General features: G+C 71.1%; 18 protein-coding genes. 5 read left to right on the top strand and 13 right to left on the bottom strand.

Features of this window, described 5'->3' with window-relative positions; genetic code table 11:
• Window positions 1-41: 41 nt before the first annotated feature.
• The 3 genes from IPH07_21320 to IPH07_21330 form a co-directional block, all read right to left on the bottom strand.
• A complete protein-coding gene (locus IPH07_21320) occupies window positions 42-557 on the bottom strand; it encodes an exonuclease (GenBank protein ID MBK6919952.1) in 516 nt (171 codons plus the stop codon).
• A gap of 96 nt (window positions 558-653) precedes the next feature.
• Entirely contained in the window at window positions 654-2,024 is a 1,371-nt protein-coding gene (locus IPH07_21325) for a VWA domain-containing protein (GenBank protein ID MBK6919953.1), read from the bottom strand.
• Between the two features lie 128 nt (window positions 2,025-2,152).
• The gene (locus tag IPH07_21330) at window positions 2,153-2,866 is read right to left on the bottom strand and encodes an alpha/beta hydrolase (protein ID MBK6919954.1); all 714 of its coding nucleotides are present in this window, start codon (window positions 2,864-2,866) and stop codon (window positions 2,153-2,155) included.
• A gap of 182 nt (window positions 2,867-3,048) precedes the next feature.
• On the opposite strand from IPH07_21330, the gene IPH07_21335 reads away from it, so the two are divergent.
• Complete coding sequence (locus IPH07_21335) at window positions 3,049-3,897, top strand: hypothetical protein (GenBank protein MBK6919955.1); 849 nt, start codon at window positions 3,049-3,051, stop codon at window positions 3,895-3,897.
• Between the two features lie 118 nt (window positions 3,898-4,015).
• Here IPH07_21335 and IPH07_21340 read toward each other — a convergent pair whose 3' ends face one another.
• Entirely contained in the window at window positions 4,016-5,347 is a 1,332-nt protein-coding gene (locus IPH07_21340) for a leucine-rich repeat domain-containing protein (protein ID MBK6919956.1), read from the bottom strand.
• Between the two features lie 455 nt (window positions 5,348-5,802).
• Between IPH07_21340 and IPH07_21345 the strand changes: the two genes are divergently transcribed.
• The gene (locus IPH07_21345) at window positions 5,803-6,813 is read left to right on the top strand and encodes a hypothetical protein (GenBank protein MBK6919957.1); all 1,011 of its coding nucleotides are present in this window, start codon (window positions 5,803-5,805) and stop codon (window positions 6,811-6,813) included.
• 85 nt (window positions 6,814-6,898) lie between these two features.
• Here the strand turns inward: IPH07_21345 and IPH07_21350 are convergent, their stop codons facing one another.
• The 7 genes from IPH07_21350 to IPH07_21380 form a co-directional block, all read right to left on the bottom strand.
• Window positions 6,899-7,408 (bottom strand): hypothetical protein, encoded by a 510-nt coding sequence (locus IPH07_21350; GenBank protein ID MBK6919958.1) that lies wholly within the window; start codon window positions 7,406-7,408, stop codon window positions 6,899-6,901.
• Window positions 7,405-9,015 carry an RNA polymerase sigma factor SigZ gene (sigZ, locus tag IPH07_21355; protein ID MBK6919959.1) on the bottom strand — a complete coding sequence of 537 codons (1,611 nt, stop codon included), beginning with the start codon at window positions 9,013-9,015 and terminating at the stop codon, window positions 7,405-7,407. The genes IPH07_21350 and sigZ overlap by 4 nt, the downstream gene beginning before the upstream one ends.
• Window positions 9,012-9,845: an arsenite methyltransferase gene (locus IPH07_21360; GenBank protein ID MBK6919960.1), complete on the bottom strand. Its 834-nt coding sequence runs from the start codon at window positions 9,843-9,845 to the stop codon at window positions 9,012-9,014. The genes sigZ and IPH07_21360 overlap by 4 nt, the downstream gene beginning before the upstream one ends.
• A gap of 248 nt (window positions 9,846-10,093) precedes the next feature.
• The gene (locus tag IPH07_21365) at window positions 10,094-10,954 is read right to left on the bottom strand and encodes a hypothetical protein (protein MBK6919961.1); all 861 of its coding nucleotides are present in this window, start codon (window positions 10,952-10,954) and stop codon (window positions 10,094-10,096) included.
• A 35-nt stretch (window positions 10,955-10,989) separates the two neighbouring features.
• Window positions 10,990-11,760, bottom strand: coding sequence for a hypothetical protein (locus tag IPH07_21370; GenBank protein ID MBK6919962.1), 771 nt, complete (start codon window positions 11,758-11,760; stop codon window positions 10,990-10,992).
• Window positions 11,757-12,329 (bottom strand): sigma-70 family RNA polymerase sigma factor, encoded by a 573-nt coding sequence (locus IPH07_21375; protein ID MBK6919963.1) that lies wholly within the window; start codon window positions 12,327-12,329, stop codon window positions 11,757-11,759. The genes IPH07_21370 and IPH07_21375 overlap by 4 nt, the downstream gene beginning before the upstream one ends.
• Window positions 12,326-13,390 carry a hypothetical protein gene (locus IPH07_21380; protein ID MBK6919964.1) on the bottom strand — a complete coding sequence of 355 codons (1,065 nt, stop codon included), beginning with the start codon at window positions 13,388-13,390 and terminating at the stop codon, window positions 12,326-12,328. The genes IPH07_21375 and IPH07_21380 overlap by 4 nt, the downstream gene beginning before the upstream one ends.
• A 275-nt stretch (window positions 13,391-13,665) precedes the next feature.
• Here IPH07_21380 and IPH07_21385 point away from each other — a divergent pair, with 275 nt between their 5' ends.
• Window positions 13,666-16,536: a serine/threonine protein kinase gene (locus IPH07_21385; GenBank protein ID MBK6919965.1), complete on the top strand. Its 2,871-nt coding sequence runs from the start codon at window positions 13,666-13,668 to the stop codon at window positions 16,534-16,536.
• Window positions 16,537-16,620: 84 nt separating this feature from the next.
• On the opposite strand, the gene IPH07_21390 is transcribed toward IPH07_21385, so the two are convergent.
• Window positions 16,621-19,047 (bottom strand): hypothetical protein, encoded by a 2,427-nt coding sequence (locus IPH07_21390; GenBank protein MBK6919966.1) that lies wholly within the window; start codon window positions 19,045-19,047, stop codon window positions 16,621-16,623.
• 172 nt (window positions 19,048-19,219) lie between these two features.
• A complete protein-coding gene (locus tag IPH07_21395; protein ID MBK6919967.1) occupies window positions 19,220-21,271 on the bottom strand; it encodes a serine/threonine protein kinase in 2,052 nt (683 codons plus the stop codon).
• 134 nt (window positions 21,272-21,405) lie between these two features.
• Here IPH07_21395 and IPH07_21400 point away from each other — a divergent pair, with 134 nt between their 5' ends.
• Both IPH07_21400 and IPH07_21405 read left to right on the top strand, forming a co-directional pair.
• Window positions 21,406-22,443, top strand: a complete 1,038-nt coding sequence (locus IPH07_21400; GenBank protein MBK6919968.1) for a DUF3472 domain-containing protein — start codon at window positions 21,406-21,408, stop codon at window positions 22,441-22,443.
• Window positions 22,444-22,563: 120 nt separating this feature from the next.
• On the top strand, window positions 22,564-23,568 hold the full coding sequence (locus IPH07_21405) for an endo alpha-1,4 polygalactosaminidase (GenBank protein ID MBK6919969.1): 1,005 nt from the start codon (window positions 22,564-22,566) through the stop codon (window positions 23,566-23,568).
• Window positions 23,569-23,696 lie beyond the last annotated feature (128 nt).

A 23,696-nucleotide genomic window follows, 5' to 3' on the forward strand; every position in this document is an offset into this window, starting at 1 on the left:
CATCCTCGCGCGGCGCGGCGAGCTGGGTCGCACGCGATCGATCAGAAGCGAATCCGCAGGCCCATGCCCGAAAGCGCCAGCATCGCCTCGGCGTTGCCGCGCGCGTCGTCGACCGGATCATGGGTGTGCGCGGTGCGACGCAGGTGCTTGAAGTTCTGCCGCATGTCCTTCACGAGGCCCTTGTACAGCGAGCCGAGATTCGTCGAGCTGTGGCCGAACGGGTTGCGACCCACGAAGTGGTGCAGGTACCAGTTCACGAATTGCCAGTCGAAGCCGTTGTTGTCCGACACGAAACGCGGCGCGTCGCCGCCCAGGCCCGACAACCACGCCACGAACGCCTGCATCGTGGCGGCGGCGTCGTCGAACCCGAGGGTCTGCGCCCTGCTGAAGCCCGAGACCGCCAACGCCTCGGGGATCCATCGCTCCGAGATCGGCCGCAGCTCACCGCGGAAGCTGCGACCGAGCCCGGGCTCGACCACGACGGCACCCATGACGATCATCGAGTAGTCGCCGGGGATCGGGCCATCGGCCTCGATGTCGACCATGATCCAAGGCATCGTCGCGCGGCTCCTTCGGCCCCCGCAGTGTAGCTGATCGAGCACATCGCACGCGTCGAGCGATGGGTCGGCCCGAAGGGGCGGTCGAGCACGGGCTCATCGGTGCGCCTGCAGCAACTCCACCGCCGTTGCGTTCGCCTCCTTGGCGACGCGGCGGTATCCGGCGCTCGGCTCGGGCGACGCGGCCTTGGGCGCGGCAACGTTACGGACCTCGCCGCGCAGCCGAATCAGCTCGTCGCGCTGCCGGACGAGCGCGCCCTCGTGCATGTCCTCGCCACCCTTGCCCGCCACGCTTCGACTCAGCTCCTGCTCGTTCGCATGCAGCAGAGAATCTGCACCGTCGAGGTCCCCGCGCTGCGCCATCGCGATCGCATCGATCGTCGCCGCGGCGGCGCGGGCCGCCACCACGCCACGCTCGACGTCCGCATCGCGGAGCGCGAGTACAGCGAGGTCCGCGCTGACCGGCATCGACGAGAACGCGCGGCGCTCGAGCCGGCCGGCACCGCCGACGCGGTCGTCGTAGGTAACCACCGCGTCGAGCAGCTCCAGCGTGGTGCCGTGCTCGGCCGCGTCGACCGCGAGCTCGACGAACAGCTCCTGCGACTCGCCCTCGGCGAGTTCGCCGAGCACCACGGCGTGCTGGTGCACGCCGCTCATCGTCGCGCCGTGGCCGACGACCCGCTCGATCGTCACGCCGGGCCCGGTCGACAGCTGCAGTGACACGTTGGCTGCGATCTGGCGCTGGGCGCCGAACAATTCGGCGGCGAAGCTGCCGGCCAGATCCGCGCCGCACTCCAAGTGGTGGAATCGACCGCCGGAGTTCCGCGCCATCTCGCCGAGCAGCACCTCGTCGTAGTCGAGGCCCACGCCGAGGGTCGTGATCGCATAGCCGGCCTGCCGCGCAGCCTCGACCTGCCCCGCGATCGGGCGAGCGTCATTGGGCACGCCATCCCCGACGATCACGATGCGGTCGAGGTCGCCGACGGTCGGACTCGCGTTCAGCTGGGCCAGCAGTGTGCCCAGGCCCGCCGCGAGGTCGGTGGTGCCCTCCGCCCGGATCTCGTCGATGCGTGCGTGCAGCGACCGAAGATCGACGTCGTCGATCGTCGCGGAGGCCTGGACGAGCTGCGCGCGCGAATCGAAGGTGACGACGGTCAGGCGATCCTGCGGCCGCAGCTCGTCCACCAAGGCGTGCACCGCCGCGCGAGCCTGCTCGATCGGCTCCCCGGCCATCGATCCCGACGTGTCGAGCAGGAGTCCGAGGTTGACGCCGAGCTCGCCATCATCGGTCCGCGTCGCCGCGGCGACCTCGAGTCGCACCACCGTGGTCGTGGCGTGGCCGGCGACGACGGCCTCGCGATCCGCGGTCGCGACGAGGCTCACGAGCTCCGGGTCTTCGGGCGTGCGGTCGCGGTGGCTGAAGACCGCGGTCGTGGCCGCCACGAGGCCAAGGGCGATGAGGTGCACGGCGCGAGAATTTCGTCGGGGGCGAACCATCGTGCGCGTGGACGCAGCGCCCGGCGATTCGATCTGGCGCGGGCGCACATCCCCTCGCGCCGTTACGCCGCCGTTACCTCGCCGGCCCCGACGACCCGTCATTCGGGCGGCGTGAGCTCGTCGACCTCGTCGAGCAGTCGATCGAACAGCGGCGTCCATGTGGTCCAGGCGTGCTCACCGGGGGCCGTGAGCACGCGGTCCTTCGGCAGCGCGGCGGCGAGCACCACGTGGGCCCGTGCACCGAAGTCCTCGGTGCCGTACGCGAGGTAGATGGGTGTGTCGGTGGACTTCATCCAGGCCCACAGCCGCTCGTCCCACGCGAGATCGGCCGGCGGCTGCCATTTCGCAAGGCCACCGGCGCGCATGACCGCCTCGATGGTGCGGCGACGCCCGAGGTAGGGCGCGATGAGGAGGAGGCCATCGACGTCGTCGGGGTACTTCTCGGCGGTGAGCAGCGCACCGATGCCGCCCATGGAGATGCCGAGCAACCAGATGTGCTCGTAGCGGCCACGCGAGGGCGCGAGCACGTCTTCGTGGAGGCGCTCGCGGAGCGTGCGATCGGCGTAGTAGCCGAAGTGCGCGTCGACGGTGATGACGTCGACGCCGGCTTCGGCGTGGGCGCGCGCGACGAAGGCGTGGCGGGCATAGTCCTCGCCGAGATCACCGCGGCCGGGGAGCAGCACGAGCAGCGTGCGCGACGCGGCGGCGGGCGAGCTGGCCGGGTGGGGGTGGGTGCCGATCGGGATCGTGGTCTTCGGCGCACAAGCGATCGCGAGCAAGAGGCCGAGGTGGAACGGTCGCGCACGAAGCATGTATCGCGTCTACCAGCCCTCGCCCGACTCGTGTGGTGTCGGCACCCTCGCGGCACTGGCCGGCCAGGGTCGCCTGCGCGCGGGACTGACTGGGCGGGATCGAGCAGCGCGTCGACGCATGCGGTCCGACCTACAATGGCCCCACAGTGATCGAACCCCGCTCGCCACGGTCGAACACTCGCGTGCGAGCCTTGGTTGCGGTGCTCTGCGGCGTGGCGGCCGGCGTGCTCGTCGTCGGCGCCCTGGGGTTCAGCCTGCTGCGACCCCTGCTGATGACCACGGTCGAGCGCGACCTCGCCGACGAAGGGCTGCACCCGGGTGCAACATCGTGGGTGCCCGTCGAGCGCGAGGCCGTGTTCCCCGAGCCGCGCGGCCTCGCCGATCCCCGCGATCCTCGACGGCCGATGCGGCTGTGGCTGCCGCTGACGGAGCACCAGGCGCTCGGGGTGCCGTTCGATGCGGCGCCGTGCCAGATCTCGATCGAGCCCGAGCACCGGCCGGCACCGACGTTGCCGAGCGACTGCGTGTCGATCGACACGATGGCGCGCCTGTCGAGTGGTGAGGTTCTCGTCATCGGCCAGCGCGCAGGTACAACGGCGGCGTGGCGCCTCGACGCGCGCGGCGGCGCTTGGCAGGAGCTGCCACCGCCGCCCGGCTCGGCGCGCGGCATGCTGGTGGCGACCTCCGAAGCGGGCGCACTGTTCGGCGGATACGGCGAACGCATCGCCCGATTCGACGGCACCGGGTGGAGCGAGCTGCCGCCGGTGCCCGGAGGCCGCTACGGCTTCCGCATGCGTGTCGACGACGACGGCACGATCGCGCTCGTCGGCGGACAGCGTGACGAGGCGCCCGCGCGCGCCGTGCTGTTTTCGCTGCTACCGCTCGTGGTCATCGGCGCGGTCGGCAGCGTGGCTGTGGTGGCCAAACGACGCGGCGCACCGATGGTGCCGGCACTGGTCGGATTCATGGCCGTCGTCGTCGTCAGCGCGCTCGGGTTCCTCGCGATGCTCCCATCGCTCGCGTGGCACTGAAGGTGGACGACGACCCGCTATCGCCCGATGCTGCTCGACTCGCGCGCGATCGCCCGCGGGCATCCGCGGGCATCGCCCTGAAGGATCGATCGCTGCGCGCCGTGACCCGAGCAACGTGCTAGCCGCAGTCGTCGTCACCAGGACACGGGTCGCATGCCTCGGGCATGCACACGCCGGTGACGACCACCGCATCGGTGCACATGGACGAGGTCACCGTCGCGGGGTCGCCGGGGTTACCCGTGAGCGTGACGATCGCGCAGGACGCGAATGCCACGTCGAGCAGGGCCGCGAAGTCTGTGATCGCATTGTTCGACAGGTCGAGCGCCTGCACATCCGTCGCACCGGCGAGCGCCGAGATGTCGACGATCGCGTTGTCGGCGAGATCGAGCGCGTGCACGTCCGCGACGGGCGCGATGTCGACGATGCCGTTGCCGCGCGCCGCCAGCCACCCGAGCGCCGGCTCGAATGCGGCGAGCGGCGCGAGATCGACGACACCGACATCGTTGATCGAGAGGCGCTCGAGCGTCGCGATCGCAGCGACGCTGTCGAGACCGACCAGCGGGTTGCGATCGAGCGAGAGCCCGGTCAGCGCCGGCAGCTCGGCCTGCGCGAGCCCTTCGACATCGGCGAGTTGATTACCGGCGAGATCGAGGTACTCGAGCAACGGCAGGCTCGCGGCCGTCGTCGCGTCGGCAATCGCATTGTCGGAGAGCGAGAGATGCGTGAGCGCGGGAAGGTCGGGCAGCGTGGCCAGCGACGTGACGGCTGCACCGTCGCCCCACACGTTGTCGACGCTAGCCAGTTTCGCGAGGAAGCCGAGCTCGGTGACGCCGGTGCGCTGGAAGCGGAACGAGACCAGCGCGGGCACATCGTCGAGACCTTCGACGACGGTCAGCGGGTTGTCGGAGAGGTCGAGATTCGCGAGCTGTGGCAGGTCGCTCAGCGCGGCCGTCGATGCGATCTGATTGCGCGAGACCCCGAGCGTGTGCAGCTGGGCATGCCCCGCAAACGGCGAGATGTCCGCGATGAGATTGCCGTCGAGCGCGACGTTCTGCAGCGCGGGCAGACCGGCGAGCACAGAGATGTCGACGATCTGGTTGTCGGACACGAACAGCTGCTCGAGCCCGGTCGCGCACTCGAGCCCGCTCAGATCGGCAATGCCGGCCCCGGGCATGAACAGCAGGTCTTTCGCGGCCAAAAGATCGCCGGGGATCGGCGCATCCGCGTCGAGCTCGAGCTCGATGCGCAGTGCGGCCGCAAGCGCGGCATCGGGCACCTCGACGACCTCGCACGCGGCTTGCGGGCCCGTCGTGCCGCTCTCGCTCGAGCCCTCGCTCGAGCCCGTCTCGGGCTCGCCGCTGCTCTCACCACTGTCAGCGCCGCCCGGCGGCTTGCTGCCACAACCGACCGCCAACACCACGCACCAACCAACCCACCGATGTCCAACCATGGCGCGGCCAGGAGCAATGCGCGTGCCACTGTCTCGATCAAGCGATTCTCGTCGGCTCGGCGCGAAGCGCCGCGACACTTTTGTCGCCCCCCGCGACAAGTATCGCCGACCAGCGGCACGCGCGGACGTCCGAGGCGCAGGCCAACCCTCGTCATCCGCCGACCCGCGGGTGCAACAGCAGCGTGGCGCCTCGACGCGCGCGGCGGTGCGCGGCAGGAGCTGCCCATCGCCGCCGAGCTCGGCGCGCGGCGTGCTGGTGGCGACCTCCGAAGCGGGCGCACTGTTCGGCGGATTCATGGGCGTCGTCGTCGTCAGCGCGCTCGGGTTCCTCGCGATGCTCCCATCGCTCGCGTGGCACTGAAGCTGGTCGACGAGCCGCTCGATCGTCCGACCGGGCCCGATCGAGTTCGCGCAAGTCGCAGGGTCGCGTCGGCATGTGCGCTACGATGCCCCCCGTGCTCGTCACCAAGACGGTCTACAGCCTCTACCTGCCGGAGACGCGCGCCGTCGTCGACGCGCTGTGGGCCGAGCGCCCGCACGCGATGTACGAGCGCAACTACGAGCGCGGGCAGGACGCGATGCACGAGCCCTTCCTCGCCGCTTGGCAATCGTTCGTGACGACCGGTGGCGTGCGCATGCCGAGCGGGCCAGGCCACGTGGTTCCCACCGCGGGCGCGAGCGAGGGCATCTTCGCGGTGATGGCCGCGCTCGCGACGGGACAGCTCGGCGCGATGCGACCTGTGCACGCGCCGAAGATCCACGTGCTCGACGGCGAGTACGAGGGCTACGCCCATGTCGCGGCGGCCGTCGGCATGGCGACCGTCGTTCACCCACACGGCGACGACGCGCTGCGCGACAGCCTGCGCGCCAGCGTCGTCGACGGTGATGTCTTCTTCGTGTCCGCGCCGTCGGCCGTCGACGGCAACGTGTGGAGCGGCCTCGGTGCGCTGTTGCGGTGGGTCAGCGAGTCACTGCCCGAGCTGCGCGTCGTCGTCGATCTCACCTACGTCGGCTGCGTCGATCGCCCGCTCGACCTCGATCTCGACGTGCCCGCCGTGGCCGTGGTGCTCGGCAGCTCGAGCAAGCCGTTCGGCGTCTACTACCACCGCATCGGCGCGCTGTGGTCCCGCGATCCGATCGCGAGCCTGTACGGCAACCTCTGGTTCAAGAACCTATTCTCGCTCGAGCTCGGGCGTCGGCTGCTCACCGGTTTCGGCCCCACCGAACTGCCGCGTCGCCATCGCGCGCTCCAGGCCGCCGCAGTGCGGCGCGCGATCGAAGCCGGCGATCTCCCGGCCGACGCCGCGGCGTCCGATGTCTTGATGCTGGCGTTCGCGCGCCTCGACCGCTGCCCCGAATCGCTCGCGCCCTATCGTCGCGTGCGCACCGGCGAAGGTGGCGTGCTGCGCTTCTGTCTGTCGCCGGCAATCGATGCCGCGCTCGTGCGCGAGGACGCCTCCCGATGACAAACCCGATCGCATCGACGGGAGAGCTTCACCGCTTGCCTGCGCTCGCGTTCCACCGCCGCGTGCTCGCACTCGGCCACTGACGCTACGCCAGCCCGCGGCACTCGGACGCGCAGCAGCCGAGCCGCGCGCGCACGAACAACGCCGACTCGAGTCCGAGCAGCGCCGCGCCGAGGATCAGTGTGGGCGCGACCATCCACACCGGCGCCGCCGCGAACGGCTTCCCGTACTCGAGCAGATACGCCGCGCTCGCCAGCCCCGAGCCGAACGTGCCGACGAAGTGCAGGAAGTACTCGAACGGCGGCAGCCCGCCGAGCGCAGCGCGTGAGCGCGGCTCGAGCAGCACGTCGACCGCCGAATCGACGAGATCGACGGCCAGCAGGACCACGAGCGCGACCCGGGCAATCGGCCCCGGCGTCCCCATGGCCAGCAGGGCCACCACCGCGAGGAAGCACGCCTGCCGCACGAGATGGGTGATCTGCTCGGCGACGCTGGCCGGCCGGGCGTACAGCGCGAACCGGTACAGGTGGTAGTAGACCACGTCGATCGCCCCGAGCGGCGCAAGCACCAGCAGGATCCACAGCGCGGTGCTCATCGGACGTTCTCCGCCGTGATGCCGGCGCGCAGCCGGGTGTCGCCGTCGTCGAAATCGGGCGCGCTCAGCCACAGACGCAACAGGTGGCGCTTGCGATCGGGCGCGTCGTGGTCCTCGTAGGCGGTGCGGCGGTGCAGGATCGCGGCGTTCTTCACCCACTGCAGATCGCCCGGCACCAGTGTCATGTCGACGTGGAAGCGCGGGTCGTGGGCGAGCTGCTCGATCGCTTCGATCGCCGCGAGCTGGTCCGCCGTGAGCCGCGGTGCGTCGGGCAGCGCCTGTGCACCGCGGATGTACCACGGGATGAAGAACGTGTTGACGCGCGCACCGTCCTCGCCCACCGAGGGCGTCGAGCAGATCGGTCGGCTCAGCACGATCGGCGCGATGCCGGACTCTTCGTAGCGCCAGGGGAACTCGGTGAACAGCGCCGCGTAGAGCTGGGGACGGGTGCGCTGGAGTTCGGCGACGATCGCCGCCGAGCTGGCGAGCTGACTGGTGCCGCCGCTGTGCGCCGACCGGCGACACAGCAGGCCGATGATGTCGGCGCCGTCGGTGTGGAAGTCCTGCTCGGCCCGGGTGGTGTACAGCCGCGTGCTCGCAAGCCGCGGATCGGCCCCAGTATCGCGCACGTGGGTGAGCAGCTCGCCGTGGAGGTTCTGCGGCACTGGCGTGCCCAGGTGCAGCCCGAGCAGCAGGTAGGCGCGCACGAGTTCGTCCTCGGTCATCGCGTCGACGTCGAGGCCGCGGACGCGGACGAACCCGAGGCCGTCGCGCAGCGCGGCGCGCCACGGCCGGGTCGCGTGGACCAGCGGGCCGTCGGTCGGCAACGTCGCGCGATCGATCGCCGCGAGCGGTCGATCGGCGACCGACGCGACCAGGTCACCGAGGGCCGCACGCGCCTCGGCATCGAGCTCGTACGTCCACGTGCGCGGATCGGCGACGTCCTCGGCCCGCCAGCACGCGCGCGTCGGCGCGAGCCGAGCCGGCGCGGCGCCCGAGCAGCGCCCGTCGAGGCGATCGCGCGGCAGGAACTGTCGGGTCTGCGCGCCGCCGGGCAGGGTGCCATCGGGCCGCGGGGTGTAGCCGATCACGCGGCCGCGGACGTCGACGTCGATGTCGCAGCAAACCTCGAGCGCGCGTCGCAGCTGCGCGCGGCCCCGCTGCACCCGCGACTTCATGCCCGACAGCGAGATCCCGAGCATCTCGGCCGCCTCGCGCTGGGTCAGGCCCTCGAGCTCGGTGAGCGTGAGCGCCTCGCGGTAGGGCGACGGCAGCATCGCCACGAACGGCGCGATGCAGCTCGCCAGCCCCTGCTCGGCCGCATCGTCGTCGTCGTCCGAATCGAGTGGCGCATCGTCGGCGACCGCCGCGTCGACGACCGGATGCCGCGCCCTCGCGCGCTGGTGATCGACGATGGCGTTGCGGGTGATCCGATACACCCACGGCCCGAACCGCTGGTCGTCGCGCAGCCCGTCGGCGCCGCGCTGCAGGCGGAGGAACACCTCCTGCAGCACGTCGTCGACGTCGGCGGACGCGTCGAGCCGGCGGGCGACGAACGGGCGCAGCTGCTCAGCCAGCTCACGCCAACCCACGCGTCCTTCGATCACGCCTTGCTCTCCGGCGGGCAGCACGTCGGCCCACAGCAGCTGCGGCTCGGACCCGGACGCTCGGCGGTGATCCGTGCCGACGCGACGTAGTCCTCCACGCCGCTGCCCGGCAGCCACTCGCGGATGTACGCTCGGCTGGCCGGATCGACGTCGACGGCGATCGCGGTGAACCCCGCGGCCTCGAGCCACGCGCGGGTCTGCTCGACGTCGGCCGCTCCGGCCACGCATCCGGTCAGCGCGTCGAGATCGTGGGCCAGCGCCGGCGGCAGCGACCGCAGCTTCACCACGTCGGAGATCGCAAGGCGTCCGCCGGGCGCGAGCACGCGGAACGCCTCGCGGAACACCGCCGGCTTGTCGGGGCTCAGGTTGATCACGCAGTTCGAGAGAATCACGTCGACGCTGGCGTCCGCCACCGGCAGGTGCTCGATCTCCCCCAGGCGGAAGTCGACGTTCACCGTGCCGAGCTTGGCCGCGTTGGCGCGGGCCTTGCTGACCATGTCGGGCGTCATGTCGACGCCGATCACCCGGCCCTGTGGTCCCACCTGGCGGGCGGCGAGGAAGCAATCGAAGCCTCCACCGGCACCGAGATCGAGCACGACCTCGCCGGGCCGCAGCGCCGCGATCGCCTGGGGGTTGCCGCAGCCGAGGCCCATGTTGGCGCCCTCGGGCACGGCCGCGAGGTCGTCCGCGGAGTAGCCGAGCGCGAGGCTGAGCTCGGGCGCGGGTCCGCAACAGCCGGGCGCGCAGCTGGGGCTGGCGGTGGCCCGCGCCACCGATCCGTAGCGTTCACGCACCGCCGCACGCACCTCGTCTTCACTTCGTTCGTCCATGGGGTTCATTCGCTCCGTCCCCCAAGACGGACTCGATCGCCGAAGGACGCAGGCCACCACGCGCGCTCGCTCACATCCGTCGGCCGCGCTTCCCGGCAGCGGCGAAGCGGCCATCGAGCTGCTGGGGCGCGAGGACGTCGGGCTCGCGAGGGACGACCGTCGGGAGCGCAGCTCGACCGAGGGCCGCGAGGGCGAACGCAGCGCTCGACGGCCGGCCATCCTCGCGATCGAGGAGGACGATGTTGCGATCACAGCTCGATCTGATCCCAGAACTCATGGCCCGGCGTGGTGCAGACCCCGAGATTGTCACCCGCACATCCGGGGTAGTCGGGGAACATCGGCAGGCAGACTTGCCCGGGCAGACAGGTGTCGGGCCCGTCGACTTCGCAGTGCGAGGTGCAACAGCTCTGCCCCAAGGGCCCGGGGTCGCAGCCCGGCACCGCCGTGACCGGCGCGCACATCGAGCCGAACTCGCAGGCGTAGTTCGAGTCGCAGCCCTCGCCCGGCGCGGCCACGGGCTCGCCTGCGATGGCACAAACGAGAAACGGCGTCGTCGATTGCACACACACGGCCCCGGCCTCACAGCTTGCCGGATCGAGCGGGCTGCAGCCGCAGCCGGCATCGTTGAAGCACGATCCACCGCACTGGATTTCGCCGAGCTCGATGCAGCTGTCGTTCCAGCCGGACGCACAACAGTTGGGATCCGCCGCACACACGCACGCCTCGAGGGCAGGATCCGCAGCACATCCGGGGGGCCCCGTCACGTCGCTCACCTCACCGGTGTGCACACAACACGCGGGCTCCCCGGTGGGCATGGGGATATCGGCCGTGGTACTGCCTTCGCCGGCGCTGGTCTCCCCAGTCCCCGCGCCAGTGACCGCGCTGGTCCCGCTGGGATCGGGGGAGCCGGAGCCCGAGGTCGTCCCGCCGACATCAGGAGATCCGGACTCCGAGGCGACGTCACCGCCCGAACTCGAACCCGACACACCCGTCGACGACGTCGTCGTCGCTGCGGGCTCGTCGCCCACGTCGAGCGCTGGATCGCAGCCGGAGAGCGCGAGCGTCGCGCCCATGACGAACAGTGTGTAGCGAATGCGATTGTCGATCATCGAACCGATGTATTCCGCCGAGGGGAGAAACTGTATCAGCGACAGGACGCACTCACGCGCGCCCCCAGGGGCGAATCGGAGAACTGCCGCAGGAATACGACTGCTAGCGCCCTCGCCTGTTGCCGATCGCCGTCCGCACAGGTCGCCAGCACGCGGAGCGCTGCCCATTCTTCGGCGAGAATGTCACCGTCAGCGAGGTCCGAAGGAATCGCCGCCAACGCCCCTTGCGGCTGGCCACTGGAGAGCAGTGACCACGCACGCGCAAGCTGCTCGGCCTCGGCTCCGCGCGGCGTGCGGTGATCCAGGTTTTGGCTCGCGACAGGATCGCTCGCGTCGGGCGCAGCCGCTCCCAACGCGTGGTTTCGAGGTCGCGCGCTCTGCTCGCGACGCGGCGACGAATCCCCTTCGGGGGAGGCCGTCGGCACGGCGTACGTCGCCGTTGGTGAAAACGCAGTCGGTAATGTCGCCGCATCGGAGCCGCGCTTCGATCCGTTCGTCGAAGCTGCGGCATGTGAGGCGCCGCTGCGTGCTCGATCCACGGAGAGAGCGCGCGACGGCTGATTTGCCTCGTGCGTCGCCACCCTGCGTGCCACGACCGCAGTCCCCCCGGCAACCAATACCAGCGCCGCCGCCAAGCCCAACCACCGGCCGGCCGGAACTTGCGCATGCGCATCGACTTTCGCTCGTGGGTCGGTGTCGAGTACGCGAGCGAGCACACGCGAAGACACCGCCGGCTCGAGGTCGATCTCGCGGCGGAAGGCTGCGAGCACCTGCTGCGCACGGGAGCCGTTGGATGAATCAGTCACGGCGAGCCTCCCTCGAGATCGGTACGCACTTCGAGTTGCCGGGCGAACTGCGCTCGCATGGCGCGCATTCGAGCGTACGCTGTATTGGCGTTTACCCCCACCGCGCTCGCCGCTTCCGCGACGGTATGGCCCTCGACTTCGACGAGTATGAAGATCTGCCGGGAGTTGTCATCGAGTGTGTCGAGAAAGCGCCAGACGAACTGTGCCGCCTGTCGCTGTCGCAGCCGCACCTCTGGGTCCGCGTCGAGCACGACGGGTGGGTCGATCCGGCTCAAGCGGGCTTCATACCGAGCGGCGCCCCGACGCCAGTTGCTCACGACGCCCCGTGTCAGGTGAAACAGCCAAGTCGACAATGAAGCACGGCCGTCGTACTGGGACATTTTTTCGCGGGCGCGAATGAAGACGTCCTGGAGAAGATCCTCGGCCGCATGACTCGGCACTCCTGCGGCCCGAAGGCATCGCCATACGAAGGGCGACTGCCGGCGATACAGCTCGACGAACGCCGTGTCGCGCGCATCGGCCTCGCTGGATGTGCGGATCGCCGGTACGGTGCCCACGTGAGCGATCACGGCCTCGTCCTGTTCATAGTCCGCCGAACCGTTCCAGCTGTATGTCGCCGGGCGAGGTCGATCTCGATTCCAAGCCCAAAGGACGTGCCGAACCGCGGCACTTGCGTCACGAGACGCCCCGACGACGTTCCGATGGTGGGGTGGACGACAGCAATTGTCGGTTCGACCCGCGCAAACAACGCGACGTTCTGTGTGCCCCCGAGCCGAAGCGTCGGCGCGACGCTCACCCCGACGCTCACCCAAGGCCCGATGTCACGCCGCGTGGGGCGGAGCCCGTCGATGCCCCGGGCCACCAGGGCGGCGCCATGCAGACCCGCACACGACGGAAAGGACCAGCGGTTGCGCCCGGCGACGTAGCAAGCGCGGGCGACCGCGCCGTACGCATGGACGCGGACCGTGATCTCGCGAGTGCCGGCGACGGTCGACGGCAGCCAAGCTTCGAGGCCGAACTCGACGCGGAGTCGGCGCGTGGCCAAGCTGCCCAGCAGGTCGACGCGAGCGGTGAGCCTCGGCAGCCCAAGCGCCGGACCCACCGCAGCTGCTGTGCCACCATGCAGCCCTGGCTTGGTTCTACGGCGCGCCTGCAGCCGCGGCGCCGCAGCGGGCAGCGGGGTGCCGGGGCTGGCGGCGCCCCCAACCGCTGCAGGGGCGACGCGCTGACCGGGTCCAGCAACGGTACCTCGCTCGTCGACTTGCGGCACCGCGCTGACCCCCTCATAGGCTCGAGCAGACGCGCTCTCCCGCTCCCCGAGGCTGATGCCGAGGATCACCGCTGCGAGTTCGATCGCATCGGAGCATGTCTGCGCGGGGATCGTGCGCGTACGAACCCGGCCCGCGTCCGCCAGCGAAAGCGACAGGGTGAGGCGCCCGTGGTCATCGTCGACCCGCGCGGTGGCGACCAGCGCACGGTCCGTCGGCCACGGACGGCCGCGCAATGCCTCCGTGCGGTTCTTCCATACCTCGGCGCTCCCGCATCCCGGCGGCGCCGTCCATGCCAGCGTGATGCGCTCTGCGTCGACCTCATCGAATTGCGCGATGGACCACGCGAGTGCGGCCGACAACGTGGAGAGCATGGTGCGCGGGCTGCGATGGAGGCGTGACGTGGGGGGCCATGGCGCGCAGGCGGCGGATCCGTGAGCACCCATCGCGACGACCATCGGCGACCCTGGGGTCCATCAAGCTGAATCGGTGGTCTGCTCCGCGGTGGCCGAGCATGGCGTCATCGCAGCGGCGGCCCTTGCGAGCGCCCCGCGGACGCACGAGCCCCTCGCGTTGTCTGCCCCGCATCGCGCTGGTATCGTCGGCGATCGAGGATGTCGTAACCAACTTGGCGGACGTGGGTCGTCGATCGGGTGGTGCCGGCTCGGACGCCGGGCTCGCCAATGCGGCGACGCTCGACGCCGACGCCGACGCCGACGCGAACACGGACGCCGACAACGACGCCGATGCCGACGCCGACGTCGAGTCGTGGTTGGTCCGGCTCGCCGCCGCGCCCGAGGTCCCGCTCACCCTCGTCCCGGGCGCCTCGATCGGCACCTCCTTTCGCATCGAGCGCGAGCTCGGCCGCGGCGCGATGGGGGTCGTCTTCCTCGCGCATCACCTCGTGCTCGACCGCAAGGTCGCCATCAAGATCCACCGCGCCCGATCGGCCTTCGCCGCCGATCGCCTCCTGCGCGAGGCCAGGGCCCTCGCCCGCGTCGAGCACGAGCACGTCATCACCGTCCACGAGGCCGGCGCCTGGGAGGACCAGGTCCTGATCGCCATGGAGTACGTCGACGGTTGGACCGCGAGACAGTGGGCCGAGCTCGAGCCCAGGTCCTGGCGGGAGATCGTCGCGCTGTACTGCAAGGCCGGCCGCGGCCTGCAGGCCGCCCACGAGCGCGGCCTGATCCACCGCGACTTCAAGCCCGACAACATCTTGGTCGGACGCGATGGGCGGGTGCGCGTCGCCGACTTCGGTCTCGCCCGCATCGATGTCGACGATGCCGAGCAGCGCGCGCGCTCGGTCGATTCGATCGCGAGCTCCGAGACGTCCGCGCCGGCCGCGACCGCGGGCCTGGTCGGCTCGCCCGCCTACATGGCCCCCGAGCAGTATCGGACCGCGGCCGTCACCGCGGCCGCCGATCAGTTCGGGTTCTGCGTCTCGCTGTTCGAGGCGCTCTCCGGCACGCGCCCCTTCGACGGCGATAGCGTCGACACGGTGGCCGCGGCGATCTGCGCAGGTCGTGCCCGCGAGCTGCCACCGCAGCACGCCCCGGCCCACATCCGCGCTGCCCTCCGCCGCGGCATGGCCGTCGACGACGCCCAGCGCTTCCCCGACATGGCTGCGCTGGTCGCCGAGCTCGAGCGCGATCCGGGCCGCACCCGACGGCGCACCGCCGCGGCGATCGGTGTCGTCGGTCTCGTCGCCCTCGGCGGCTGGCAGGCCTCGACGTGGCGTGCCGATCGAGCGGTGGACGAGTGCGGAGATCCAACCGCAGAGTTGATCGGCGTGTGGGATCCGAGCCGCCGCGAGGCGATCCAGACCGCGATGGTCGTCGACGACGACGCGACGGCTCCCGCGCGGTTCGAGGCGATCGCGACCGCCATCGACGACTACGCCGCGCGTTGGGGCGCCGAGTGGCAGCAGGGCTGCACGCGCCCCGCCGTGCACGCGTGCCTGGTCTCGGCGCGGGGTCGCTTGAGCGCCCTGCTGCAGTTCCTCGAGCGCGCGGGGCCGCAGGCGCTGCTCTTCGCCCCGAGCGCCGTCACGCACCTGGCCGACCCCGTCCTGTGCGCGCAGGCGGTCGAGGGCGGTGGCACCGAGGCGACCGAGGCAACGAACTTCGCCGGCGCGCTCGCCGAGCTCACCCTGCGCGTCGAGGCTCGGCGCGATCCGGCCGACCTCGCCGAGCTCGAGCGCCTCGCCCGCGATGCCGAGGCCGCCCAGGAGTTCCGTGTCGCCTCGCAGGCCCTCAGCCTCGCCGGCCGACTCCTCGACGACGCCGAGGCCGAGCCCTTGCTGCGACGCTCGGCCACCCTCGCCGTCAGCGGGGGCAATCGAGACGACATGGCGATCGCGTGGAGCCTGTCGGCGGCCACGCTCGCCGAACTCGGGAGGCTCGACGAGGCGGCCGCGCAGCTCGAGCTCGCCCAAGGCGCGGCGCGCGACATCACCGAGCTGGCCACACGCGCCAGCGTCGCCAACAATGCGGGGATCGTGCTCGCCCGGCTACGGCGCGCGGAGGAGGCGATCGCGTCGTTCCGTGAGGCGATCGATCTGAACACCCAGGTCTACGGTCCGCAGCACGAGAGCGTCGCCGAGAGCCGCACGGCCCTGGCGATCGTGTTTCGGGACATCGGCCGCCTCGACGAGGCGAGGACCGAGGCGGAGACCGCGTTGGCGATCCTCGGCACGTCGGTCGGCGATCGGCACCCCCTGTTCGCAAACACCCAGGGCGTGCTCGGAGCCGTGTGCCTGCACGCGGGCGAGAGGGAGTGCGCCGAGCGGGCCCTGACCGCGGCGGCGGCTGTGTTCGGCGACGTCTTGGGTCGCCGCGGCGACGGGGCCTGGGCTGGTATCGAGCTTGCCGGGCTGCGTCTGCAACAGGGCCGACTCGATGATGCGATCGCACTGCTCGAACGCATGCTTGCCCAAGTGACGGCGGAGTCGAGGCCGCCGTCGAAGCGGCTCGGCGAGCTGCTCGGCAACGTCGGACTCGCCTACGCCATGCGCGGGGACGCAGCGCGCGCGCTCGAGTTCTCCGTGCGCTCGCGCGACGTCTTCGCCGCCGTGATGGGCAACGATCACCGGCTCGTCGTGAGCGCGACGACCAACGTCGGCAATCTGCAGCGCGAGCTCGGCCGCCTCGACGCATCGGCGGCGTCGCTGACTGCGGCGGTCGAGCAGGCGCGCCGCATCCTGCAGCCCACCGACCCGATGCGCCTCAACGCCGAGATCGAGCTCGGCATCACGTCGCTCGTCCAAGGGGACAGCGTCCGCGCACTGTCACTCGCGCGGGGCGTCCTCGCGATCGTGCCCGAGGACGAGCCCACCGTGCACCTGGCCGAGGCTCGATTCCTCCTCGCCCGCGCCCTCGGGCGCAGCTCGACCGAGGGCCGCGAGGCCGCGAGGCAATCGCTCGCGGTCTACCGCCGCCTCGGCGAAGGCGTCGCCGGCCAGGCCGCGCTCGTCGAGGCGTGGCTCGAGCCGGACGACCGCGAGTAAGCCCTCGGCGCCGGCTGGAGCGAGCTGCCGCCGGCGACGACGTGTCGACGACGACGGCAGGCTCGCGCTCGTCGTCGGTGGGGCTCACTGCGCGAGCTGGACCAGCGCGTCGACGTCGAACTGCCCGCCGTCGATGCGCGCGGTCTTCGGGCCGCGCGCGTAGCCGCCGACGTGGGTCGGATACATCGCGGCGCGGTAGGGTTCGCGCCAGCCGAACGCGGTGTCCTCGAGGAAGTGATCGACCGCGAGCCGGAGATCGAGATGATCGCCGGGGGCAATCGCCGCGAGGCCGTACGCAACGGTCTGCTCGGGATGGGGTCCGAGGTCGTCGGCGTCGGCCAGCAGCGCGTCGAACAGCGCCTGCACGCGCTCGCTGCGGGCCTGCGCGAGCGAGCGCGCGGTGGCGTCGGCGTACAGCGGACGCTTGGCGGCATCGATCGGGAAGCGGATCTCGAGCGCGCTCGGGCCCAGCGTGCCGACGCCGACGATGTTCGCCCCCTCGGCGGCGAGCAAGCGTTGGTAGTCGGCCGCGAAGGCGTCGTAGTGCTGCGCGATGAGATCGAGTTCCTTGCCGGCGTCGCTCGCCACGCCCAGGCGCTCGCCCATGAGGTCGGCCGGATCGGTGTCGCGATCGACCTCGCTGGCGCCGAGGATGTCACCGAGCGCCTGCTTCAGATCGAAGCCGGTGCGCTGCGTCGCGAGCTGCGCGAGCGCGCCGTCGTCGAGCCGGAAGTCCATGAAGATGGAGGTGCCAGGCCCGACGAAGCCGTTCTCCTGGATCTCGAAGGTGCCCTGCACCAACAGCTTGTGGGTCGCCGCGGTCACCAACAGCTCGCGGGTGTCGCCCGGCAGGTTCGCGATGGTCGGCGTGAACGCGGCCATCGCCGCGTCGCGCATGCCGGCGAGCTCGGCGTTGGTCGCCGCCTCCACCACGCAGGTGTCGTGCACCTTGGCGCCGGGGCACAGCGACTGCGCGAAGCGCTCGAGCGCGTTCGCCGGGGCGTCGATCGCCGCGTAGGCCTTCTCGCCGCCGAGTGCGAGGATCAGTGCGTCGAGATGATCGACCAGCTTGTCGCGCTCCATGCCCTTGTCGGCCTCGCGCAGCTGAACGATCAAGTTGGTCTCGCCGACCGGTGGCGCCTTCGACTCGGGTGCGAAGGTGAGACCCGCCAGGCCCACGCGCGTGTAGCCGTGGGAGCTGACGAAGATGCCGCCCTCTTCGTGGAGCGAGTCGAACAGCAGCGAGCGCACACCACCGGGCGTCTGCGCGACCACCTCACCCTTGCTGGTGATGGTCGTGCGGTAGAACGAGAGCCCCAGCAGGTCGATGCCGGCCTCGGAGGTCGAGGCCACGCCCGAGCGCAGCAGGTCGAAGTCCTGCTCGACCCCGGCGGCCCCACGGTTCGCCAGCGCCTGCGCCAGTCGGACGTCGCCGACCAACGCCTGGGCCAGCGCAGCCTCGAGCTCGGCGGGGTTCGCCTGCGCGAGGTCGAAGCGGAAGCGTGCCACGCTCGCGCGGGTGGTCGAGGTGCTGCTACCGGCGTGGGCGGAGACGAGGTTGACCTTGTCGTCGAGCTGCTTGGTCAGGGCCTTGCCGACCAGCTGCGCGAGGTCGACGTTGATGGCACCGATATCGACGTTGACGGTCGGCAGGCCTTGCACGCCCCAACCGTCTTCGATGGCCACGCGCGCCGAGCGGACCTTGGCCTGCTGCACGCCGACGTCGAGCACGATCTCGCTGCCGCCCATGCGCACCAGCTGGATGTCGAGCACGCCCTCGACGTACGCGACCAGGCCTGCGGTCAGCACCAGCTTGTAGCTGAGCACCGACAGCGGCTCGGCGATGACCAACGGCGTGCCGACCGAGAGGTTGGCACCCAGCCGCCCCTTGCCGCGCAGGGCCACGACCTCGCCGGGCTTCATCTGGCCCAGCTCGGCGACGCTACGTGGCACCACGAAGCCGCGCAGCACCTTGGCCGACGCGAGTGGATCGGCCGGCGCAGTCGCGTGGGCCTGGATCAGCCGGCCCTCGATGGTGGCGCCTGCATCGAAGCCGACCGGCAGCAACAGCTGGCGGTTGCCGACGTCGAGGCCTTTCACCGGCACCTGCCACTGCTTGCCGAACGACGCATCGAGCTTCAGCGACAGCTCCGCGTAGAGCTTGTCGGCACCGGCGGCGAGATGGGCGCGACGCAGCTCGTTGACCTCGGTGGTCAGCTCGCGCTCGCCGTACAGCGTCGCGAGGCCGCTGACCAGCGAGTCGAGCGCGGCGGCGTCGTGCAGCACCGGCTCGGCGAGCTTCACGTCGACCCACTTCGAGCTCGACAGCAGATCGTTCAAGCGACCGATCACCAGCGGCACGCCGGCACCGAGCAGATCATCGAGCGAGAGCTCGCGGGGATCCTTCACGAGCGACTTGATGCTGGAGAAGCCGTCGCACTTGCCGTCGCAGGTGACATCGAGCTCGTCGAAGGCGAGCTCGCCGTCTTCGTGGCACGCGGATGCGGTCAAGGCGCAGAGGGCAAGGGCGAGGGTGGCGCGGTGCTTGGACACTTCGGGAGGGCCTTCGGCGTGAAGTGACCACGATGGGGCCAGTGGTTCACCGATGCGCGATCATCGAGGCCGCAAAGCCGTGATCGGCCCCGGGGGTTTGGCACCCCACGCGCGTCGCTGCCGCTGGCCCTCAGCCGCCGAACAGACGCTGCAGCACGCCGCGGCGCTTCTTTGCGGCCTTCTTCTTCGGTGCGGCGTAGGCGGGCGGTACCGTCCACGCCGTCGCCGGCACCGGATGCGCTGCGAGCACCTGGGCGCGCACCGCCTGCAGACGCATCGGCAGCACACCACAGGCCTCGGCGCTGGCAGGGTCGGCGTCGGCGGCCGCGACCGGCGGCGTGACCCGGTGCAGCGTGCCGAGCACGCCCGGGCTGGGCTCGGCCTGGATCTCGTCGAGCGCCGCGCCGAACGCCACGCACGGCGCGGGCGCCTGGCCGGCCTGCCACAGATCGAGCGACTGCTGCAGGCTGCGGTCGAGCTTGCTGCTCGCATCGGCATCGGCCGCGATGCGATCGAGCGCGCGGTGTCGCAGCGAGTACTCGAGCACCGGCTTGGGCGCAGCGACGAAGTCGAGCAACACCGGCAGCGCGCGATCACCCATCCGCGTCAGCGCGAGCTCGGTCGCTGCCACGCGCAGCGGCGGTCGCTGCAGCAGCGTCACCAGCTCGGTCAACACAGCCGGCTCGTCGAGCGCGTCGTCGTCGACCTCGAGCGCGCGTGACCAAGCCTGCATCGCGTCGTCGTCGCGCGACGGCACCGCGGTGAGTTCGCGCGCGCGCTGCAGCAGCAGGCTGCCGTCGTCGGGATGCAGCACCAACAGCGCGTCGAGCTGCACCAGCGCCGCCGCGTGGTCGCCTCGGCCGAGCGCCTCGTCGAGTGCGGTGCGATCGATCGTCGGCGTCGGCGTCGGCAGCAGCGACGCGAGCGACGATGGCCGGGTATCGGCCGCCACCACCGCGGCGGCCCCTGGGGCCTTCGAGACCGGCGGCGGCGCGTCACCGCGCTGCCACGCCTGCAGCCGATCGGCGAGCCATGTCGCCGGCGGATCGGCGTCCGCGCTGCTCGGTGTCGAGGCACCGTCGGGGAGCTTCGCCAGCGCGATTGCACCGAGCACCACGGCCGCGGCCCCGACCCACCACAGCCGCGCGATCGCGCTGGGCTCGCGGGCCGGCGGCGGCATGCCGACCGCGCTGATCGGCGTCATGGTGGTCGCCCGCGCGATGGTGCCGAACACCGGCCGCGCGGTCGACGACGACGCGGCCGCGATCTCGGCGTCGATCTCGGCCAGCGCCTCGCGGACCTCGCGGGCACTGGCGAAGCGACGGTCGCGATCCTTCGCGAGCATGCGCATGACGACCTGACGCAGCCCATGGGGTAGCGCGTGCGAGAGCGGCGGCGGATCGTCGAACACATGCTGGCGCAGCAGCGCGGTCGGATCGTCACCCATGAAGGGCGGGATGCCGGCCAGCATCTCGTAGAGGATGACCCCCGCGGCGTACAGATCGGTCCGCAGATCGACGGTGCCACCGGCGGCCTGCTCGGGGCTCATGTACTGCGGCGTGCCGAACACGAAGCCCACACGGGTGAGCTTGGGACTCGCGCTGTCGGCCTCGGTGATCTTCGCGATGCCGAAGTCGACCAGCTTGAGCAGCTCATCGCCGTCGTGATCGCGCGTGACGAACACGTTCTCGGGCTTGAGATCCCGGTGGACGATGCCGTGCGCATGGGCGTGCTCGAGACCGGCGAGGATCTGCTGCATCAACGCGATCGCGCGACGCGGCGGCAGCGGCTTGCCGAGCTGCGCGGTCAGCTCGCCGCCCTCCAGCAGCTGCATCGCGAGGTACTTCGCCGGCGCCGCGCCGGGCACCGCCTGCCACGCCCCGAAGTCGAGCACGCGAACGCAGTTGGGGTGATCGAGCCGCGAGGCACTCGCGGCCTCGCGCTCGAAGCGGGCCGCGATCTCGCGGTCGTCGGCGAGCTTGGGGTGCAGGAGCTTGACCGCGACGTCTCGCTGCAGCCCGAGGTGGTGGCAGCGCAGCACCGCACCCATGCCGCCACGACCGAGCACCGCCTCGACGCGATAGCGCTCCGCGATCACGCGGCCGACCAGCACCGCGGGGTCGTCGGCTGCGAGCGCGCCAGTTGGCGCAGCGCCGGTGCTGCTGGCGGGAGCCGAAGTCACGCGGCGCCATTGTACCGGGGTCGCTCTCGGCCGTGATAGCAGGTCGATCCCGGAGGATCGCGGCCGCGTCGACGGCAGAGCGCCGCCGCCGCGCCGCGAGTTCCTGACCGCTCGTACCGGTGTAGGCTCGTTGCATGCCGCCGCACGTCCGAGGGATCATCGCGCTCGCCATCGCCGGCGCCTGCACCAGCAACGCCGACGGCAAGGTTGACAGCTCGTCGAGCTCCGACACCGACGGCACCAGCACGCAGACCGCATCGACCACGCAGGCGACCACGCAGTCCGCCACCACGTCGACCGACAGCGACACCGAGAGCACCGCCACCGCAGCGACGGACACCGCGACCACCGCGACCACCACCGCCGCAGACGACACCGCGAGCTCGAGCGGCGACGATGCCTGCGGCGACGGCGTTTGCAGCGACGACGAGGACGCCAGCAGCTGTTGCCTCGATTGTGGCGTGTGCGACGACGGTGCGACCGTGCGCATGCAGACCGGCGTCGAAGGCGGTGCCCCCGGCAGCGGCCTGACCCCCGGCGGCATGGCCGACACGCACGCGTACTTCGCGGGCGGGCCGTTCGCGGAGCTGGTCTACCCGTTCACGATCACCGACGAGCCGGTCGACGGCTCGAGCTGGTTCTGGGCCCAGCAGTTCTTCTTCGATGGCACCGATCAGGGCGGCTACACCGGCGTCCAGGCCAACGGCATCCTCGGCGGCCAGGTCGTCGGCAAGATGCTCATCGGCTCGATCTGGGACGCGACCGCGGCGGTACCCGGGCCGCAGGCCTCGTGTGAGCCGTTTGGCGGCGAGGGCGTCGGCTACAGCTGTCGGCTCGCGTACGCGTGGCGAGAGAACGTCACGTACCGCATGATCGTGCGCGAGGAGCAGCCGCAGCAGTGGTCGATCGCCGTGCACGATCCGACGATCCCCGGCGAGATCCTGCTCGGCACCATCACGACCCCCGCGGCTTGGGGCCGCATCCACGGCCCCACTGCCGGCTTCGCCGAGTACTACGGAGAGACCGACAGCTGCGACACCACGCCGTACGCGGTCGCACTGCTACACGCGCCGCTCGCCGACGGCACACCGCCGACCGGCGTCGACGCAGGCACGTACGGCACGTGCATGGCGGTGGCGACGAGCAGCTGCACCGGACCGCTGTGCCAGTGACGCGCCGGTGCCGGCACGCCGCAGGTTCCCGGGTCGCGAAGGACGGCGCGATACAGCGTCATTCGTAGCATGCGCCGGAAGTCGCCCGCTGGCCGCCGCGAGCTGTGCCACGATGGCGGGATGCAACTGCATGGCCGCGTGCTCCTCTTTGTCGCCCTCGCACCCGCCTGCACCGACGGTGGCGAAGGCGCGACTGCAACCGCAACCGCAACCGCGACCGTCTCGGCCAGCGTGGGCAGCGACAGCGCCAGCAGCGACGGCACCGGCCCCGTGAGCTCGACGGAGAGCAACATCACCACCACCGCGAGTACGTCTGCCAGCAGCGGCACCGAGACCGACACGACCGACCCGACCGGCAACGACTCGACCGACACCGACCCGAGCGCGGGCTCGACCGGCGAGCCCGGCATGGTCGTGTTGCCACCGAGCGACGGCGGCCTCGACTACCAGCTCGGCGGTGGCTACGAGCCACCCGCCGGCGTGATGATCGTGTCGCGCGATCGCAACGACACCCCCGCCGCAGGCCTCTACAACATCTGCTACGTGAACGGCTTCCAGGCCCAGCCCGACGAAGAGTCGTTCTGGCTCGACGAGCACCCCGACCTGGTACTGCGCGATGGCAGCGGCGATCCCGTGATCGACCAGGACTGGGACGAGATGCTGCTCGATACCAGTACCGACGCCAAGCGCACCGCGCTCGCCGAGATCGTGGGCGGCTGGATCGCCCAGTGCGGCACCGACGGCTTCGACGCGGTCGAGATCGACAACCTCGACTCCTACTCGCGCTCGATGGATCTGCTGAGCCAGGACGACGCAGTGGCGTACATGGCCCTGCTCTCCGACGCCGCGCACCAGCACGGCATGGCCATCGCCCAGAAGAACTCCACCGAGATCCTCGACCGTCACGTCGAGATGGGCACCGACTTCGCGGTCGCCGAGGAGTGCAGCACCTGGGACGAGTGCGCCGACTACGTCGACGTCTACGGCGGCGCGGTGCTGATGATCGAGTACGTCGAAGGCGACTTCGCCACCGGCTGCGCGCAGTACCCCGACCACTCGATCGTGCTGCGCGACGTGAACCTCACCACCCCCGGCAACGGCAGCTACGTCTACGACGGCTGCTGAGCCCCGGCGGCTGCCGACCGATCGACGGCCAGGGCCGGCCGGCGAGCGCGGGCCAGCGAGCGCGGGCCCTCGTCGGAGCCTCCCCTCGCCTCGCCGGGACCAAGCGGCGGCCCGGCACACAGAACCGC

The organism is Deltaproteobacteria bacterium, assembly GCA_016709225.1.
Classification (GTDB): domain Bacteria; phylum Myxococcota_A; class Polyangia; order Nannocystales; family Nannocystaceae; genus Xiheibacterium; species Xiheibacterium phototrophicum.